The 17,219-nt window shown below is 40.3% G+C and carries 17 protein-coding genes; 6 read left to right on the top strand and 11 right to left on the bottom strand.

What is annotated here, in order from left to right:
• Positions 1–607: 607 nt before the first annotated feature.
• Genes H5180_RS13585 through H5180_RS13560 form a run of 6 tightly spaced genes read right to left on the bottom strand, consistent with a single transcriptional unit; the run spans position 608 to position 5,529 of the window.
• Positions 608–1,993, bottom strand: a complete 1,386-nt coding sequence (locus H5180_RS13585; protein WP_182758389.1) for a lipopolysaccharide assembly protein LapB — start codon at positions 1,991–1,993, stop codon at positions 608–610.
• A 27-nt stretch (positions 1,994–2,020) separates the two neighbouring features.
• Positions 2,021–2,683 carry a hypothetical protein gene (locus H5180_RS13580; protein ID WP_149983263.1) on the bottom strand — a complete coding sequence of 221 codons (663 nt, stop codon included), beginning with the start codon at positions 2,681–2,683 and terminating at the stop codon, positions 2,021–2,023.
• A gap of 1 nt (position 2,684) precedes the next feature.
• Positions 2,685–3,089: a biopolymer transporter ExbD gene (locus H5180_RS13575; protein WP_149983262.1), complete on the bottom strand. Its 405-nt coding sequence runs from the start codon at positions 3,087–3,089 to the stop codon at positions 2,685–2,687.
• A gap of 4 nt (positions 3,090–3,093) precedes the next feature.
• Positions 3,094–3,465, bottom strand: coding sequence for a MotA/TolQ/ExbB proton channel family protein (locus tag H5180_RS13570; RefSeq protein WP_149983261.1), 372 nt, complete (start codon positions 3,463–3,465; stop codon positions 3,094–3,096).
• Positions 3,458–4,768: a MotA/TolQ/ExbB proton channel family protein gene (locus H5180_RS13565; RefSeq protein WP_182758388.1), complete on the bottom strand. Its 1,311-nt coding sequence runs from the start codon at positions 4,766–4,768 to the stop codon at positions 3,458–3,460. Before H5180_RS13565 ends, H5180_RS13570 begins: the two co-directional genes overlap by 8 nt.
• Positions 4,765–5,529, bottom strand: coding sequence for a DUF3450 family protein (locus H5180_RS13560; RefSeq protein WP_182758387.1), 765 nt, complete (start codon positions 5,527–5,529; stop codon positions 4,765–4,767). The genes H5180_RS13565 and H5180_RS13560 overlap by 4 nt, the downstream gene beginning before the upstream one ends.
• Before the next feature lie 336 nt (positions 5,530–5,865).
• On the opposite strand from H5180_RS13560, the gene H5180_RS13555 reads away from it, so the two are divergent.
• Both H5180_RS13555 and H5180_RS13550 read left to right on the top strand, forming a co-directional pair.
• Entirely contained in the window at positions 5,866–8,046 is a 2,181-nt protein-coding gene (locus H5180_RS13555) for a TonB-dependent siderophore receptor (RefSeq protein ID WP_182758386.1), read from the top strand.
• 87 nt (positions 8,047–8,133) lie between these two features.
• Positions 8,134–8,814 carry a Fe2+-dependent dioxygenase gene (locus H5180_RS13550; RefSeq protein ID WP_149983258.1) on the top strand — a complete coding sequence of 227 codons (681 nt, stop codon included), beginning with the start codon at positions 8,134–8,136 and terminating at the stop codon, positions 8,812–8,814.
• A gap of 133 nt (positions 8,815–8,947) precedes the next feature.
• On the opposite strand, the gene H5180_RS13545 is transcribed toward H5180_RS13550, so the two are convergent.
• Together H5180_RS13545 and galE are read right to left on the bottom strand one after the other, a co-directional pair.
• Positions 8,948–9,685 carry a DUF417 family protein gene (locus tag H5180_RS13545; RefSeq protein WP_310736502.1) on the bottom strand — a complete coding sequence of 246 codons (738 nt, stop codon included), beginning with the start codon at positions 9,683–9,685 and terminating at the stop codon, positions 8,948–8,950.
• Positions 9,686–9,889: 204 nt separating this feature from the next.
• Positions 9,890–10,903, bottom strand: a complete 1,014-nt coding sequence (gene galE / locus H5180_RS13540) for a UDP-glucose 4-epimerase GalE (RefSeq protein WP_149983256.1) — start codon at positions 10,901–10,903, stop codon at positions 9,890–9,892.
• 256 nt (positions 10,904–11,159) lie between these two features.
• On the opposite strand from galE, the gene H5180_RS13535 reads away from it, so the two are divergent.
• Positions 11,160–11,657 (top strand): DUF3016 domain-containing protein, encoded by a 498-nt coding sequence (locus H5180_RS13535; RefSeq protein WP_182758384.1) that lies wholly within the window; start codon positions 11,160–11,162, stop codon positions 11,655–11,657.
• A gap of 45 nt (positions 11,658–11,702) precedes the next feature.
• Here the strand turns inward: H5180_RS13535 and H5180_RS13530 are convergent, their stop codons facing one another.
• A complete protein-coding gene (locus tag H5180_RS13530; RefSeq protein ID WP_145234613.1) occupies positions 11,703–11,993 on the bottom strand; it encodes a prephenate dehydrogenase in 291 nt (96 codons plus the stop codon).
• 71 nt (positions 11,994–12,064) lie between these two features.
• Here H5180_RS13530 and H5180_RS13525 point away from each other — a divergent pair, with 71 nt between their 5' ends.
• Positions 12,065–12,274: a hypothetical protein gene (locus H5180_RS13525; RefSeq protein ID WP_145234615.1), complete on the top strand. Its 210-nt coding sequence runs from the start codon at positions 12,065–12,067 to the stop codon at positions 12,272–12,274.
• Positions 12,275–12,283: 9 nt separating this feature from the next.
• On the opposite strand, the gene epmB is transcribed toward H5180_RS13525, so the two are convergent.
• Positions 12,284–13,297: an EF-P beta-lysylation protein EpmB gene (gene epmB / locus H5180_RS13520; protein ID WP_182758383.1), complete on the bottom strand. Its 1,014-nt coding sequence runs from the start codon at positions 13,295–13,297 to the stop codon at positions 12,284–12,286.
• A 40-nt stretch (positions 13,298–13,337) separates the two neighbouring features.
• On the opposite strand from epmB, the gene efp reads away from it, so the two are divergent.
• Together efp and epmA are read left to right on the top strand one after the other, a co-directional pair.
• Entirely contained in the window at positions 13,338–13,904 is a 567-nt protein-coding gene (gene efp / locus H5180_RS13515; protein WP_145234620.1) for an elongation factor P, read from the top strand.
• A 55-nt stretch (positions 13,905–13,959) separates the two neighbouring features.
• Complete coding sequence (gene epmA, locus H5180_RS13510) at positions 13,960–14,934, top strand: elongation factor P--(R)-beta-lysine ligase (RefSeq protein ID WP_145234622.1); 975 nt, start codon at positions 13,960–13,962, stop codon at positions 14,932–14,934.
• A gap of 78 nt (positions 14,935–15,012) precedes the next feature.
• Here the strand turns inward: epmA and H5180_RS13505 are convergent, their stop codons facing one another.
• On the bottom strand, positions 15,013–17,106 hold the full coding sequence (locus H5180_RS13505; RefSeq protein WP_182758382.1) for a TonB-dependent receptor: 2,094 nt from the start codon (positions 17,104–17,106) through the stop codon (positions 15,013–15,015).
• Between the last annotated feature and the right edge of the window lie 113 nt (positions 17,107–17,219).

The following is a 17,219-nucleotide window of genomic DNA, read 5'->3' as shown; positions in this document are numbered from 1 at the left end:
AATAAGAGCCTAAAGCCTACTCTATACATTTGCTATGTGACTTTTTATCGCTGTAGGCACCACGACATTGCTAGGCTCCAAATTGAGAAAGCCGCTTCAGAAATGAAGCGGCTTTTTTACGTCTGGAACAAAGTTAAAACACCAAGCCAAGACCCCATGCCGAACTCACTAGTGACCGCTCTTGCAATCCTATGCTCCACGGCATGTGTATCCCTATTTATCAAACAAACGCTCCTTCACATCACAGGGCATCTACCTTTAAAGCAATTTGAGTATGGATACTTATTTGGTGTAGTGTGCCCAAGTAATAGTAAAACAGAAGCGCTGAGTGCCCTATCGTCAATAAAGATTTCATGACGCAACACATGGGAATTAATATCAAAAGCGACGCAGGCGGGACGTCATACGGTGTGATCGTTGATGGGTAGTTTATGCCAATCGACTTAAATATTTAACCATTCTAGCGAGCTAAATAAAGTGCTAACTGCGTTATAATTTATTCAAGTAGAACAACTACATGTCGAAATTTACGCCTTGTTATCACTGTATTTATCTGTCGCTATAAATGGTCAGTAACTTTACACGATTGGTATAAATCTATTAACTATTAACTTTCTCGTTGGATCAGACCTTCAAGAGCGCGAATGTTGGTGAGTAAATCTTGCCTTTGTGGGTTAGCGTTAAGTGCTTTTTTAAGCTGGCTTAATGCTTCTTTGTAGTTTTTATTTTCAATTTCAATTTGCGCGAGACCTAACCATGCAGAGAGTTGGTACTCAGGTAAAGCTTGTGCTCGTACATACATTAACCTTGCTTGTGTCAGTTGGTTTTGTTGCTGATAGATATTTGCCAGGCTTAACAGTGCATCGCCAAGATTTGGGTCGATTGTTAATGCTTTATGTAAACTCTTTTGAGCTTGTTTAAAGTTACCTTGCTCAATTGCTAGCTGAGCGGTATAAACTGAAAACTCTGCGCGGGATTGTTTTGATAACTTATTTATGAAAGGGTTTAGTTGCGAAACGAGCTGCTTGGCTAGCTGCCATTTTTTTTGTGCGATAAGCCAATTTAGGGTTTGCATACTAATCTCGCTAGCTTCTGCTATTTGAGCTGGCTGAGTGCTTGCTAATGCATTACTTAACAATTCAACAGAGCGTGAGTAGCTACCTTGTGTAAGGTGAAGTTGTGCTGCAAGTAATTGATTACTTGCATTGCTAGGTGCCAGCTTTAAAGCTACTTCAATACTTGCCAAAGCTTGTTTATTGTTGTCTTGTTGTAAGGCAATTTGTGCACGTTGTAGCCAAAGCTCTGGATTGTTAGGGGATGCATTTAATAGCTCTTTTAGCAGAGCTTGGGCTTGACCTAGATCGCCTGCAGCAATTAGTGAAAATAGTAACCCTTGTTGATATTGTGCTTGCTGTGGCTCAAGCATTAATGCCTGACGATAAGCTGCAATTGCGCTCCAAGGCTGCTCAGCTTGTACATGAATATAGGCAAGTTGCGCATAGACTTGCGCATCAGCTTGGCCAAGTTCAATACAGCGGGTTAGATGTGGCTGTGCTTGTTGATAATTACCTTGCTGCATATAGAGCAGACTTAAACCTTGATGAGCTTTAACTAAATCTGGCATGCTTGATAAACTTGCCTTTAACGCCTGCTCAGCTCCTGCAAACTGTTTTAAGGTTAACAAAACTTGGCCACGTAAAAGTTGTAACGCAGGGCTATCGTTACCTAATTCACGTTGTTTAAATAGATCAGCAACAGCTTGGTAGTTACCTTGTTGTAATAGTGGTTTTAGTTGCTGGGCGAAGCTGCGTTCATTAGCTTCGATTTTTATATCTGTTGGGCTCAGTAAATTATTATTGATCAGCAACTGCCAGTGTGGATCGCTTGGTTGTAGCTTTACCTGCAATGAGGTTGCTTGGCTGGCAGCCATATAAAAGGTTAATGGCACGATAGCTAAAGACGTTAACCATTTTTTTGTTGTTAATTTTTTCATTGTATTTTCACTTAAATACTGGCTTTACTAAGGTTTAAATTCAATGGGCCAAATAAATCTGGCTCTCACTATTTCACCGTCTTTTTTTGGTGAACTAAACCGACTTTGCTTAATGATCTTGTCTATTTCAGGCTTTAGCTCAGGGTACGGGTTTTGTATAACATCAATTAAGCTTAATCGGCCATTTTCATCGATAAAAACATCGAGCTTCACGATGAAGGTACTCACACCTTGGCGAGTTAACTTTTTAGGTAATACTGCTTTTACGGGAGTGAGTAGCGTGGGTAAACCATCTAGTTGATTTAAGCTAAAGGCATCCCAATTAACTTCGATAGATTGAAATTCAGGAGTAGCAATTGGCATATTTGCAAGGGTTGGTTTGCTAAGCGAAATTTTACTTTCAATTTTTATATTAATGGCTTGAATAGTTGCCCCCGCACCTTCGACAACGAGGCTTTGCATCGGCTCTGTCACAGCTGATTGCGTCACGGTTGGTGGCGGAGGTGGAGGCAGTGGCACTAAAGCAACTTCCCGGACGATAACTTTGTCGTTGATAACGTGCTCAGCAATTTGGCCAAGCCAGAGTAAAACTAATGCGCATGCAAGTACCGTTAGGCTCAACATAAAAGCAAAAAACGGATGACGTTTATTAGCTATTGCTGGTTGTGATGCGAGTATATTATTTTGCATATTATTGCTGGGTCGCTAAGTTAACGGTTGCTGCACCAGCAAGTTTTGCTTCGTCTATTACTTTTACTAATAGCTCAGTTGGTACGGTTTTATCAGCTTGGATCACTACTGGTCTTTGCTGTTGTTTTAGCATTTGCTCTACGCTGCTACGCACACCGGCCACGCCAATTTGGCTACCGTCAAAGTAAACCTGCTGACTATCAGTTATGGCAAGAAAAATAACTTGTTGCTCTAATCTGCTTGCTGAGACGGCTTGCGGTTTATCAACCTCGACCCCACTTTCGCGAACGAAAACGGTGGTTACAATAAAGAAAATCAATAGTATAAATACCACATCTAATAGTGGTGACATATCAATATGATGCGCAGATTGTTGTTCTAGGCGTTGTTTTAAACGTGCTTGCATTGGCTTAGCTCGCTTGCTGTTGGATAGTACTGTTACGTGTTACGTACAGCAAGTAAGCTTGCATCAGCCATGCAGGAATTGCGCAGACTAACCCCAGTTGTGTGGTGAGTAGAGCATTACTTATCGCTTCGCTCATTAATTCGTTTTCGCCTTGCGACATCACTTTAAATGTATCGAGTAAACCAATAATGGTGCCTAATAAACCAAGTAATGGCAGCGCAGCGGTCAAAATAGAGCTGACGTCGTGCCAGTAACCTTGGCGTTGCAGTTTATATTGTTTTAAATGCAGGATATCGTGCCAAATGAGCTGATAAACAAATAGCGCTAATAGGATGATAAGCCAGCAGATAAAATTATCGAACAGTTGCTCAAACATTTTTCACCTCAAGTTGACTAAGTTGCAGTGCGAACGCTTCAAGTTGGGTGTAATAGGCTTTAGCTTTACGCGATAGTAGCGCATTGAGTACTAATGCTGGTATGGCAACAACGAGGCCAAGCTCGGTAGTGATCAAAGCTTGGGCAATACCACCAGATACCACTTCTGGATCGCCTGAGCCAAATAACGTCATCATTTTGAATGTTTCAATCATGCCACTGACTGTGCCCAATAAGCCCAGTAGCGGTGCTACCGATGCTGTGATCGCGATTGCGCCAATGTAGTTATCAAGCTTGTGTTTATTATGCATCAGCTGATTAAATAACTGGTCATCTCTTATTTGTCCTATGTTGCTATCAACAGAGAGTTGAAACAGCGTTGCTTGCATTCCGCTGAAGCTGTGTTGCTCAGGTTGATTAAACGCAGTTTGTAAAGTCAGCGTCGAGACAGCTTTGATCTTACTAAGGCTAAATAATTGATATGCCTTGAATAGCGCAATTAATAATGCAAAACATGCAAATAAAATAATAGGGATTGCCCATAAGCCACCTTTTTCAAGATGTTCAACTGCACCTTCTTGTTGCGCTTGACTGGCAACTAAGCGGGTTAAACTTGGATCAAATGTTAAAGAAGCTGCGACCTTAGCTGAGTTTGTATTTACTTGTGAGTAAGCAATATCAAATGGGTTATTCTCATCACTTGATTGAACTATAGCTACTTTTGGTACTGCAACGTTAGCTGCTGATGAAAGCAGGCCGGTTTGTTTTGGCTGTGCAACACTAAACCAAGCCACGGGACCTACTTGTAATGTTGTAGCTGCGGTCAGTTCGCCATTTTTCAATACTATATTTTGTTTTTTAAACTCTGGATATAATGCCGCGGTTTGCTGCTCTATCACCGCGACTACATCATTCAAAAGTGCTTGTTGATCGTTTTTACTTTGCGCTTGCTGAGCGTATTGACGAGTAAATCGGTTGAGTAAATTTAGCCGATATTGCTGTTGTTGTTGCCAGCTATCTAAGCGTGTTTGTAGCTGGGTTAAACTCAATGTGTCTTCATCAGCTAAACGGCGATTGAGTGTCGCTTGCTCACGCTCTTTTTTAAGTGCTTGCTGTTTTTCAAATATCTGTTGTGCCATAGTTGTTTGCTGTTTGGCAATCCGCTGTTGTGCTTTATTTAAAACGCTCTGCGCCGTTTTAATATCCGTTAGCAATTGTTGTTTGGCAGCATCCGCAGTCGCGGCTGTTACTACTTGGCTAAAACTCAGTAGTGTAACAAACCAAAAAGTACAGAATCGTTTCATTGCGTCAGCTCCTTAGCTGCATAGCTAAATACAGGCAAGGTAAGCCAGTGAGCTGCTTGTTTTTTTTCTTGTACAGCGATACCGTGGGCAATTTGCTCGCCATCAATTTCAGTATCAAATTGCCATTGCCAACCTAACTCAGAAGGGAAGCCAATGCCCGCATAACTTAAATCATTACTAACAAACCATGCTTGTGCGGCACCCAAATAAAGCTGTTTTACCCATATTTCTTTGCCTTCACTATTACTGATTGCCATTTCATGAATTGAAATTCGGTTTTGAAAATCAGCCAATTGGCCAAGCATTTTTAAAGCAATTTGTAGCTTTTCATTCGCATCTAGGCTTTCGTTATCTAGATCGCCAATACTTTGCCAGCTCGCCAGTAATGGGGGAGGTAATTGTACTTGCAGTGAGCGCAATTGCTGGCTGAGCTGGATTAATTGACTATTGAGCGCGTTTTCATCGGTCTCAAGCTGGCTTTGTTTTTTAATTAGCGCAGTGCGCTTTTCTGCCAGCTCAGAGGTGTTCTTTTGACGATTTTGGTTTAGCTGTTTGAGTTGTGTTTGCTCTGCATCAAGTAATATTAATGTTTGTTGCATCGAGGTTTTTTTTTCTAGCCAATGTGTTTCTAACTCACTAGTTTGTTGTTCTATTTGTAACCACTGATTAACGAGGTTTTCAAGTTCGCTAACCGGATCAGCTAAGCTTGAGAATGAGCTTAGTAAAATAACTGCCCCAACAGATTTTATAAAACGTTGCATATGCTAAGTAATGCCCTAAAAGTAATAACCATTTACAGTACAAAGCCAAGCTCTGGCTTTAACTTTATAAAATTAAAAAACCTTGATTTTTAAGCGCTTAAACTTAATTTTTCACGCCACTCATGCACCCAAGTTTACTGTGCATTTACAGTCGCGTTACGTAAGTTTAAAAGTGTGAAAAATAGTACAATGATTGACAAAATAATACAAGTGATAACATTTCGCATTTACATTAATATTACTCAGTGCTAGGATTCCGCCGAACTTAAATCAACGTGCTTAAATGACTTGCTACAAAAACAACGTGTTAGCAAGTTCCCTGCTAATGGAGCTAAAATGGGTAAAATGACTAATAAACGCCGAACTTATATAAAACCGCTGGCTGCTTTTGTTACCGCAACTTTATCAACTTGGGCGTCTGCTCAAGGAGCTGAAAATATACAAGAGCTATCAGTAACCAAAGCAAAAACGCAATCGGAACAAAGCTATAAAGTTGAAAAATCATCATCAATAAAGAACACCCAGCCGTTGGTTGATACTGCAAAATCAATAACGGTTATTAACAAAGCTGTGATGAAAGATAGAAATGTAGATAGTTTGCAAGATGCGTTACGTAATGTTTCGGGTATTTCATTGGCGGCGGGTGAAGGCGGTGCGCCAGCTGGTGACAGTTTATCTATTCGTGGTTTTAGTGCTGCCAATGATATTTTTATCGATGGTATTCGTGATATTGCCGGGTACGACCGTGATACTTATAACGTTGAGCAAATCGAAGTTGCAAAAGGCCCAAGCTCAGCAACAACAGGTCGAGGTTCAACGGGCGGTAGTATTAACTTAACTACAAAAACGGCGACGTTAGATGAATTTAATGATGCTTCGCTGCGTTTAGGCACAGAGAGTGATTACCGCGCGCAAATAGATAGTAACTTTAAAGTGGCTGAAACATCAGCGCTACGTGTCAATTTACTGGTTGATAAAGGGGATGTTGCTGGGCGTGATCATGTTGAAAAAGAAAAACAAGCAGTCGCGGTTTCGTTTGCGACTGGTTTAGGAACCAATAGCCGTTTTAATCTTAATGCTGATTATCAGAATCAAGATAATATGTCTGATTACGGTATTCCGTGGGTTGGTTCTAGCCCTGTTGCTGAACTTGCTGGTAGCGAAAATGCAGCGCCACCGGTGAATTTCACTAATTTTTACGGTAACGTATATCGTGATTTTGAAGATATCGAAGCGTATTCAACAACTGCAAAGTACGAGTATGACTTGTCGCAAACAACCATGCTACGTGCTCAAGGTCGCATTGGCCGTGTAGAGCGAAAAGATACAGTAACAGCGCCGCGTTTTATTGATGTAAAAACAACAACTGATATCAGAATGAGCGACGTTAAAAATCGTGATACGCGCAATGAATTGGCAACACTGCAACTTGATTTAGTTGGTGAGTACTATTTTGCTGGTGTAAAACATAATGTGGTTACTGGTGTTGAATTAACTAACGAGATATTTAGCCGTTGGAATGTAACTGCATTGGTAGCTGATAATTTAAAGAACGAACCAGCGCTGAATGATTTATACAACCCAGATGCTTATTTACCTTACACTGGTGAGTATGGTCGTGATGGCACTAGTACTGAAGCGGTTGCTAAAACCCGTGCAATTTATGCATTCGATACAATTACATTTAATGAATATTGGCAATTAACTGCGGGTTTACGTTCAGAGCAGTACGATAGCGATTATCAGTATGATTACAAGGATCCAGCATTAATGATCTCAACTAGCGATACCATGACTAGTTGGAACGCATCTGCCGTATATAAGCCAAGTCAAAATAGCAGCATTTACTTTGGTGCAGGTAACTCGTATAACCCATCGGCTGAAGGCATTGCAGTATCTACTCGTGGTAATTCAAGTGAGTTAGATCCGGAGAAGAGCCAAAGCTATGAGTTAGGCACTAAATGGAATTTACTTGATGATAAGTTGATGACCAGTGCCGCTATTTTTAGAACGGTTAAAACTAATGCGCGCGTGGATGATCCTAATAGTGATCAGCGTGGTGTTGAAGTGCTTGATGGTGAGCAACGAGTGCAAGGTTTAGAGTTGTCTGCAACAGGTATTATCACTGACGAATTAAGTATTATCGGTTCTTATACCTATCAAGATAGCGAAGTTACTGAATCTACGGTTGATGGTGATGTTGGGCATAACTTGGCTCGAGCACCTAAAAATAGCTACAGTGTTTGGGCTCGATATGACTTTAGCGACGCGATAGCTGCAGGTTTTGGCGCACAATATATTGGTGAGCGTTATAATGGTAATTCAGCGACCAGTCGTAAAGCCGATAGTTATGTTTTGTTCGATATGATGCTTTCTTATCAAGCAACTGAGCAGTTAAGCATTCAGTTTAATGGTGAGAATTTAACGGATGAAGATTATGAAGATAAACTAGGTGGCGGACACTTTATTCCTGGTCAAGGTCGTTATTTTACACTAACGGCTAGTTATTCTTTCTAATTACAAATTAATGTTTGTTAAATAGGTTAAAGCTTATTAAACAGGTTAATGCTTATTAGCCTGTTTTTTTAAGATTTGGGAACTTCCATGCTATTAAAAATACCAGACTTGCTCAGTGCTGATGAAGTCGCTTATTGCCGTAATGTTTTATTAGCCGCGCAATGGACTGATGGCAGTGTTACCGCAGGTTATCAATCAACTAAGACCAAAAATAACTTACAATTACCTGAGCAAAGCGCTGCAGCCAAAGAGCTCGGTGATATAGTTATGGGCGCTCTGGCTCGCAGTGATCTATTTATGTCAGGGGCGTTGCCTGCAAAAATTTTTCCACCTTTATTTAACTGTTACCAAGGTGGCCAATCGTTTGGTATTCATGTTGATAATGCGATTCGACAAGTACCTGGCACACCAGTGAAAATTCGTACGGATTTATCAATGACGTTATTTTTGAGCGAACCAGAAGACTATGATGGTGGCGAACTCGTTATTGAAGATACTTATGGCTCTCACACAGTAAAACTCCCTGCAGGTAGCATGGTGTTGTATCCATCAACCAGTTTACATAAAGTCACTCCCGTAACTCGGGGGCGACGTTTAGCTTCATTTTTTTGGTTACAGAGTATGGTTAATAGCGATGAAAAGCGTGGTTTGTTATTTGAATTGGATATGTCGATTCAAAGCTTGCGCGAAAAAGTCAGCGATAGCCCTGAGATTGTTAGATTAACTGGCGTGTATCATAATTTATTAAGGCAATGGGCACAGACGTAAACAGGTTGTAGTGATGTGTATTTAAACCAAAATATAAAAGTATATATTTATAAGGCGCTACCACGATTGGTTAAGTGATAGCGCTTTTTAGATCTTACAATACACATTATTAAATATGTTATTGAAATGGTAGTTAATTAAGGCTCTTTTTTGCAAAGCTAACAATTACCAGCAAATTTGCGATAAACCATAAGTCTTTAATAACAAAAAGGCCTAATCTTGCAAGTAGTGTTGAGCTGTCAAAAGCTCCTTCAGCTGAGAATAAAAATGTCTGCGTCATTAAAAATACGGCACTGCAGCCAAGAGCCGCAACATAAATGGCTAATGGATGCTTTTTAATGATAGCCAAAGCGAGTGCTAAAGCAAAAAAGATGTCGTACGCACCAATTAGATTAGACGCTGTTTGCACTGAAAATAAGGTATATAACCAAGACATAAAAATAGAGGTTGATACCAGTGATATAATTCCATTTGCTTCAAACTCGTAAAATTTCATACCACCAATCCAAATAAGCACTAATGCAACAGGAAAGAAGTTCAAAATTGCCATGCCTTGAGCTGACAAGCGCTGCGGTTTATAAAGGTAAATAGCGAGAGAAACAAGTGCGGTGTACTTAATTATACCTTGCCCAGAGCCTATAATTGGGAAGCCACCTAAGTCAGTCATCCAGCGGCTTTCACTTAATAAGGTAACAAGCGGTATAACGGCAAGAGTGATCAGGCTAACAAAAGCAGGGGTCTGAAAACGTGATTGTTTTAAACTTAAAATAATAAATAAAGCGGTTACTAAAAAAGCCACTCCTGCGAGTATTGATTGCCCAGTTTCAGGGATTACATTGGCTAATTGATAAAAATTGAAAATAGCATGCACATTATTTACCTCTGCTCCTAATAAGAGGCTAAGACCCAATAGCGATAAGCTAATAATTAGCAGTGAATGAATACTGTAACGAGTATAGGTTGGTTGCATTTTTGATAGGTGATTAAATATAGATACTGTAAAAGAGTGGTAAACGAGACTTTTTATTTCAAAAAATATAAAAAAACCAGCTTATTGAAGCTGGTTTAAGTTTAGCTATTTATACCCATTTGGGTTGTTACTTTGCCAACGCCACGTATCTTGCATCATCACATCGATACCACGCTCTGCTTGCCAATCAAGTTCACTAAGGGCTTTTTCAGGCGCTGCATAACAAGCTGCAATATCACCTGGGCGACGAGGTGACACCTGATACGGAATATCTTTACCACAGGCTTTGCTAAATGCGTTGAGCATTTGTAGCACCGAATAACCATTACCGGTGCCAAGATTGTAAACATGGGCACCGGTATCTTGGTTTATTTTATTAAGTGCCTTTAAATGACCAAGCGCTAAGTCAACAACATGGATGTAATCACGCACACCAGTACCATCAACCGTATCATAGTCATCGCCGAAGATACCCAGCTGCTTTAATTTACCCACTGCCACTTGCGCTATGTAAGGTAATAAGTTGTTTGGAATACCATTGGGATCTTCACCAATTAGGCCTGACTCGTGCGCACCTACGGGATTAAAGTAACGCAAAATTGCAAATGCAAAGCGCTCATCTGATTTAGCGATGTCTTGTAACATCATTTCAACCATCAGTTTTGATGTGCCGTATGGATTAGTAGTGCCACCTACCGGGAAATCTTCTTGAATTGGCAGGCTTGCTGGATCACCATATACTGTTGCCGATGAGCTAAATACAAGTTTAAACACACCTGCATCGCGCATAGCATCAACGAGAGTCAGCGTACCTTGCACGTTATTTTGGTAATACTCAATGGGTTTCACCATTGATTCACCGACGGCCTTTAAACCGGCAAAATGAATAACACTCTCAATTGTATGTTTTGCAAAAACGCTGGCCAAAAATGTTTTATCAAGGATGTCACCTTGATAAAAGTGCACAGTTTTACCAGTGATTTTTTTTACACGCTCAAGTGATTCCACACTCGAGTTGCTTAAATTATCAATGATAACAACATCATTATCTTGTTGTAATAATTCAACAACAGTGTGTGAGCCTATGTATCCCGCGCCACCTGTTACTAAAATTGTCATGAAATCTCCATATATAAGGTGAAGGTGTATAGTTGTATAGTTGTAATTTCATCATAAATAGCACTTCAATACATGCTTTATCTGATCTTTTTGTTGTTCCATGATGTTACGGTATCAATTAATCATAGTTAACTGGTGTCTGGTTACATATTTTACATAAATGATAACAATGAGACTAAATAGTATTAAGCTATAGTTAAGTTGTTAGTGCTATTATTTCAACTATATTAGCCCAAGGGCATTTTGGAGATAGACAATGAATACATTTAAAAAAGTAGCGATGGCTATGTTAGTTGTACTGCCTGTATTTGCTCAAGCAGGAGAAGCTGTCGTTAAATGGCAAGACTTCAATGACTACCGCGATGTACGTCCTTCAAATGAACCTAAGGGCTCCTTCCATAAACATATAGCTAGCAGTTTTGAAAAGCACTTTAATAAACTGGCAGAAAAGTTGCCCGAAGGATATAAGTTTAATGTTGAAGTGACTGAGCTGGATTTAGCCGGTGATGTACGCTTTGGCGGTATGAATGATTTACGTATTGTAAAACCAATTTATTTTCCACGCATTGAGTTTCAATATTCGGTTACTGATAAAGACGGTAACGTGATTAGTCAAAGCGATAAAGTCGAATTAAAAGATATGGGCTTTATGGATAAAATTAAAATGGGCCGTGATGAACAGTTTTACTATGATAAACGTTTGATCACTGATTGGTTTGATAAAGAATTACTGCCAGTTGTTACCCCAAGCTAAATTAAGAGTAAAAAGCGCTACAGTTTAATGATAGCGCTTTTATAGTTACTTAAACGTTGCGAGTAATTGCAGTAACTGTTGTAATTTAATAACAGTGGTTTTTAGCTTTTCTTCACTAAAACCTTCTGAACTTAAGCTTTCTACATCTGCAGCTACATCTAATACATAAGGTTTGAAGCGTTTTGCTTCAAAGGTAAAACCAGCATCGGCAGGAAATAACGCTGTAAATTTACCTAAGCCTTGTTGTTGCAACTCATCTAATTTTTTATCTGCGTCAAGAGACTGGCGATAAACAATTTTTAAGTTGGCATTGAGTTGTTCAATAATTGAATCCATTTTTTTCCTAAAGCTTTAGACCGCAATGCCGATATAATACGGGTAATAAGCTAAAAAGTCAGGTATGAGCTATGAATATATCAGGTGGAAATCTACCGGCCATGAGTGGCGCGGGTCAAAGTGGCGAAGTATACAGCGCAGCATTGGCAAAAAAACAGCAAAAAGCGGATGGTGCAGCAGCACTGGCACTTATTGAAGGTGCCGCTAGTTCGAGCGCTGCACAAACGCCAGCAAAATCAGTTACAGCTTCGCTTGGCAATAACGTTAACGTATACGTTTAAGCCCTGTTTTTATAAAAGCTTGAGGTCAATCGGCGTTTTACTTTTTTGACCGCCGATTTCGCGCATCAGCTTTGGTACTAAAAATCCTGGCAATGCGATAAGCATTTCGGCCATGATTTTGCGTGCCTGTGATTCGTCGATATCAAAATGACTCGCTCCTTCAACTTTATCAAGTAAATATAAATAATAAGGCAGTACGTCGGCATCAAATAACGCTTCGCTTAATGCGACTTGCGCTTCACTGGTATCATTTACATCTTTTAATAGCACCGCTTGATTGAGCAATGTGACACCTACCTTTTTGAGTTTTTGCATTGCCACTTTAAAATCATCATCAATCTCGTTGCCATGGTTAATGTGATTAATAAACACAATTTTAAGTGGAGACTTTGCAAAACGTTCGCACAATTGGTCAGTAATGCGAGATGGGATCACCACCGGTAGGCGGCTATGAATTCGCATTCGTTTAATTTGTGGTAATTGTTCAAGCTCATCCATAAACCAACTAATTGCGTCGTCTTTGGCCATTAACGGATCACCACCACTTAAAATCACCTCGTTAATATTAGCATCCGATTTTATGTAATCGAGCGCTGCAATTAAGCTGCGTTTATTTAGCTGATTTTCTTGGTATGGAAAATGGCGACGAAAGCAATAACGGCAATTAACGGCGCAACCAGTTTTAAACATCACTAAAACTCGGGATTTATATTTGTGTAATAATCCTGGTTGAGCGTTGTTTTGCTCTTTTAATGGATCTTTATCAAAACCTGTTTTAGCGATAAACTCTTGGTGGCGCGGCATGACTTGCAGCAGTAATGGGTCATTAATATCGCCATAACGCATTTTTTTGATAAAAGGCACAGGCACACGTACCGGGAAAAGAGCTCGTGCTTTGAGGTCTTTTTCGTCGGCCATGCTTGATAAACCTAGCATTTCTAGCAAGGTGCTTGGGCAAGTAACAACATTAGCTAATTCTTTTTGCCAGTTTATATGCAAATTTGCTTCATTTCTTTGTATCATTGGTAGGTAGATTACTCGAAATTATTAGATAGAGGAAACGATGGCGAATTATAGCACCAACGAGTTCAAGGGCGGCCTAAAAATTATGATGGACGGCGAGCCTTGCAGTATTTTAGAAAATGAAATGGTAAAACCTGGTAAAGGCCAAGCGTTTAACCGTGTTCGTATTCGTAAACTTATCTCTGGCAAAGTACTTGAAAAAACTTTTAAATCAGGTGAGTCAGTAGAGGGTGCTGATGTAATGGATACCGATCTTGCGTATCTTTACACTGATGGTGAGTTTTGGCATTTCATGAATAACGAAACATTTGAACAAATCGCAGCTGATGAAAAAGCGCTTGGCGATGCTGGTAAATGGTTAGTTGAAAATGATGTATGTACTATTACTTTGTGGAACGGCAATCCAATAGCTGTTGCACCACCTAACTTTGTAGAGCTTGAGATCACTGAAACAGATCCTGGTCTTAAAGGCGACACAGCAGGTACTGGTGGTAAGCCAGCAACGCTAAGTACTGGTGCTGTTGTGCGTGTACCATTATTCGTACAAATCGGTGAAGTAATTAAAGTCGACACCCGTAACGGCGAATATGTAAGCCGTGTTAAGTAACTTTAATATAGCTTAATAAATCCCAGCTTAAGCTGGGATTTTTTTTGGAGAAAATATGTCAGCAGATCTTTGGCAACCAAGCGCACAAGTAAATACCTTGGCACAACGAGCCGCAATTTTACGCACTATTCGGGAATTCTTTTACCAACGCCACGTTATGGAAGTTGATACGCCTAGTTTAAGTGCAGCGAGTGTTACTGATGTTCATTTAGCGAGTTTTAAAACGCAGTTTATTGGCCCCGGTTTCGCGAAAGGCTTACCGCTTTACTTACAAACATCACCAGAATTTGCCATGAAGCGATTATTGGCAGCCGGCAGTGGTGCTATTTACCAAATTTGTAAGGCATTTCGTAACGAAGAGGCGGGCAGCCATCATAATCCTGAGTTTACTATGTTGGAATGGTATCGCCCTGGGTTTGATGAGTTTGCGCTGATGGATGAAATTGATGAATTAATGCAGCTTATCTTAAATGTTCCACCTGCAGAGCGTTTAACCTATCAAGATGCTTTTACCAAAGCATTAGGACTTGATCCGCTCAGTGCCACTATTGAACAGTTACAAACACTTGCCTGTGAACAGGGGTTTGCTGATATCGCTAAGCATGAAACTCACCGTGATACGTTACTACAATTATTATTTTGTATGAAAGTTGAGCCAACAATTGGCCAACAAAAACCTTGTTTTATTTATCATTTTCCTGCATCGCAAGCCGCACTGGCGAGTATTTGTGAGCATGATATTAGAGTCGCTGGGCGGTTTGAGCTTTATTATCAGAACATGGAGCTGGCGAATGGTTTTAATGAGCTCACCAATGCACAGGAGCAAGCTAAACGTTTTACTGAAGATAATGCATACCGCAAAGCGAATAACTTAACACAAGTGCCTATGGACACCCGTTTAATCGCCGCTCTTGAGCATGGTTTACCACAATGCGCAGGAGTAGCATTAGGGGTTGATAGGTTAGTGATGTTAGCAACGCAAAAAAACACCATAAAAGAAGTCATCGCGTTTGATGTAGGTAGGGCTTAAAAGGCTCAAGATTCAAGGTTAAGAAAAGGTAAAAGTAATCTAGCTTTTACCTTTTAACTTATCCCTTGAAACTCGTTTTTATAACTCGTAGATAAATGTGACGCCGGCAACCATTGGTTCGCCAAGCTGAGTGTATGTGTGAGTTGCATACCCTTCGCGTGGGTCGTTACCAAATTCAAAACCACGTGTAGGTACTTCTTCATCAAACACGTTACGTGCCCAAGCGCGAATTGACCATTGCTCAGCCTCGTAACCAGCAGTTAAATTAACTAAATTAATGTTCGGTGCTTGCGAGTTGTGGCTATCTGAGAAGTAATAATTATCTTTACCTTCAATGCCTATTGTAGCAAATAACTCATCAGTAAAGTTATAGCGAGCCGTGAATGCATACTGGTATTTAGGCGCTTGTGATTGCTCGCGACCATCTTGATCTAGACCAGATTGAGCGACAAAGTCATTGATTTTAGTATGTAAATAACCAGCGCTACCGGTGAAAAATAAGTCATCAGTTAATTGGTAACTGCCTTCAATTTCAAGGCCGTAATTCTCTCCAGAGCTGGCGTTATCAATATAACCAGTAAACTTTTGGTCTTCCACTTTCCAGGCTTTTAACTGCATATCTTCGCGATACATATAAAAGGCCGCTAAGCGCAGAATAAATTTCTCATCTAAAGAGCTACCTTTAACGCCAAATTCACCACTCCATAGGTACTCTGGTGCGAAACTAGTGTGGTTTTTAAAGAAATCAGCATCAAGATTTAAACCGTCATCTTTCGCTTTGGCGAGTGCTTCTGAGTTAATCCCTCCTGCTTTGTAACCACGAGTTAGGCTGGTATAAATCATGGTACGGTCAATGACTTGATACTCAAGGGCAAGTTTACCACCGACCATCACATCATCAGTACTTTCAATAAAACCATTATTATCGGTGTAATCACCTTGGTATTGCTCAACGCGTAAGCCTGTTATTAAGGTGGTTTTATTACCAATCGGCGTTGCTAGTTGGCCGTAAATTGCGGTATTACTAGTTTCATAAGTTGAAGCGAATGGAGCTGCAAGCCAAGTGTATTGGCGTTCTAAATCAACATTACGGGCTTGGTAATAAAGTCCCGTAACCCAGTTACCACCTTTGCCATTAAATTGCAGTTCAGCAGCCTGGTCTTGACGATCTCGAAAGTAGCTATCGGTTGAGCTATAACCATCGGGGTGCAGTCCTGCACCACATAACTGCGGCTTATTAATATCGTTACATACCCAGTCTTCATCAAAGCTATAAACTAAATCACTATCAATACCTGATAAGTTTAAACTGACATCAAACCAATCAAAGCCAGTGTAGATGTTGGCAAGACCTACCGCGATACTTTCTTGGTTATCTTGGCCTGGGTGATCGGCTACACTATTACGGCTATTATCAAGCGTAAATGCATCGTAGCCGTTATTGATATCAATATAATGAACACTTAATTCAGTGCGAAGATGATCTGTAAGTTGGCTGTGTAGTTTAAAACGACTAACCAGTTCATCTTGCTGTTGTGTTGACTCGTTTAAATATAGGTTATCAACATAACCATCAGACTCACGTTGATAAATACTAGCGCGCACTGCGGTGCTGTCTGTAATACCAATACCTGCGGCAACACCCGCTTCATAACTGTTGTAGTTACCTGCGCCTAGCTGCACTTTGACGCTTGGATCAAAAGTTGGATCGGCTGATTCCATTTGGATCATACCAGCCATACCATCAGCACCAAAGCGAGTACCTTGCGGACCGCGATAAATCTCAACTTGGTTTACATCAAACAGTAATGAACTACCACCTAAGCCGGAATAATTAATGCCATCGATCACTAAGCCAACAGAAGGGTTAATAGGGTCAACAAATTGTGAGCGTAAACCAACCCCTCGAATTTGGATGTAACGGCCACGAGAAGCACCAGCGGTAAAATTTACGTTGGCAGCACTGGCAAGCATTTCGTCTAGAAAACTAGCACCTCGGTCATTAATTTCGCGTTCGCTAAATAAACTGGCACTGGCACTAAGGGTTTGAATGCTTTCTTTTTGAAAGTCTCCGGTGACGAGTATTTTTTCAAGTTCAGTATCTTCAGCAAAAGCTGGGGCGCTTATCAAAGGTAAAAGCGCGGCAGTAATTAAAGACAGGCGTAATTTCATTCTATTACTTAACTCCATTTTAAGGACTTGCATGATAGCAACTATTCTCATTAAAGTCGTGATACCAGTTATATTTATGTGCTATAAACGCGCACAGTATACATAATAAGGAA

This window comes from Pseudoalteromonas sp. SR41-4, assembly GCF_014163985.1.
Classification (GTDB): domain Bacteria; phylum Pseudomonadota; class Gammaproteobacteria; order Enterobacterales; family Alteromonadaceae; genus Pseudoalteromonas; species Pseudoalteromonas rhizosphaerae.
This window is presented reverse-complemented; position numbering and strand designations above follow the sequence as displayed.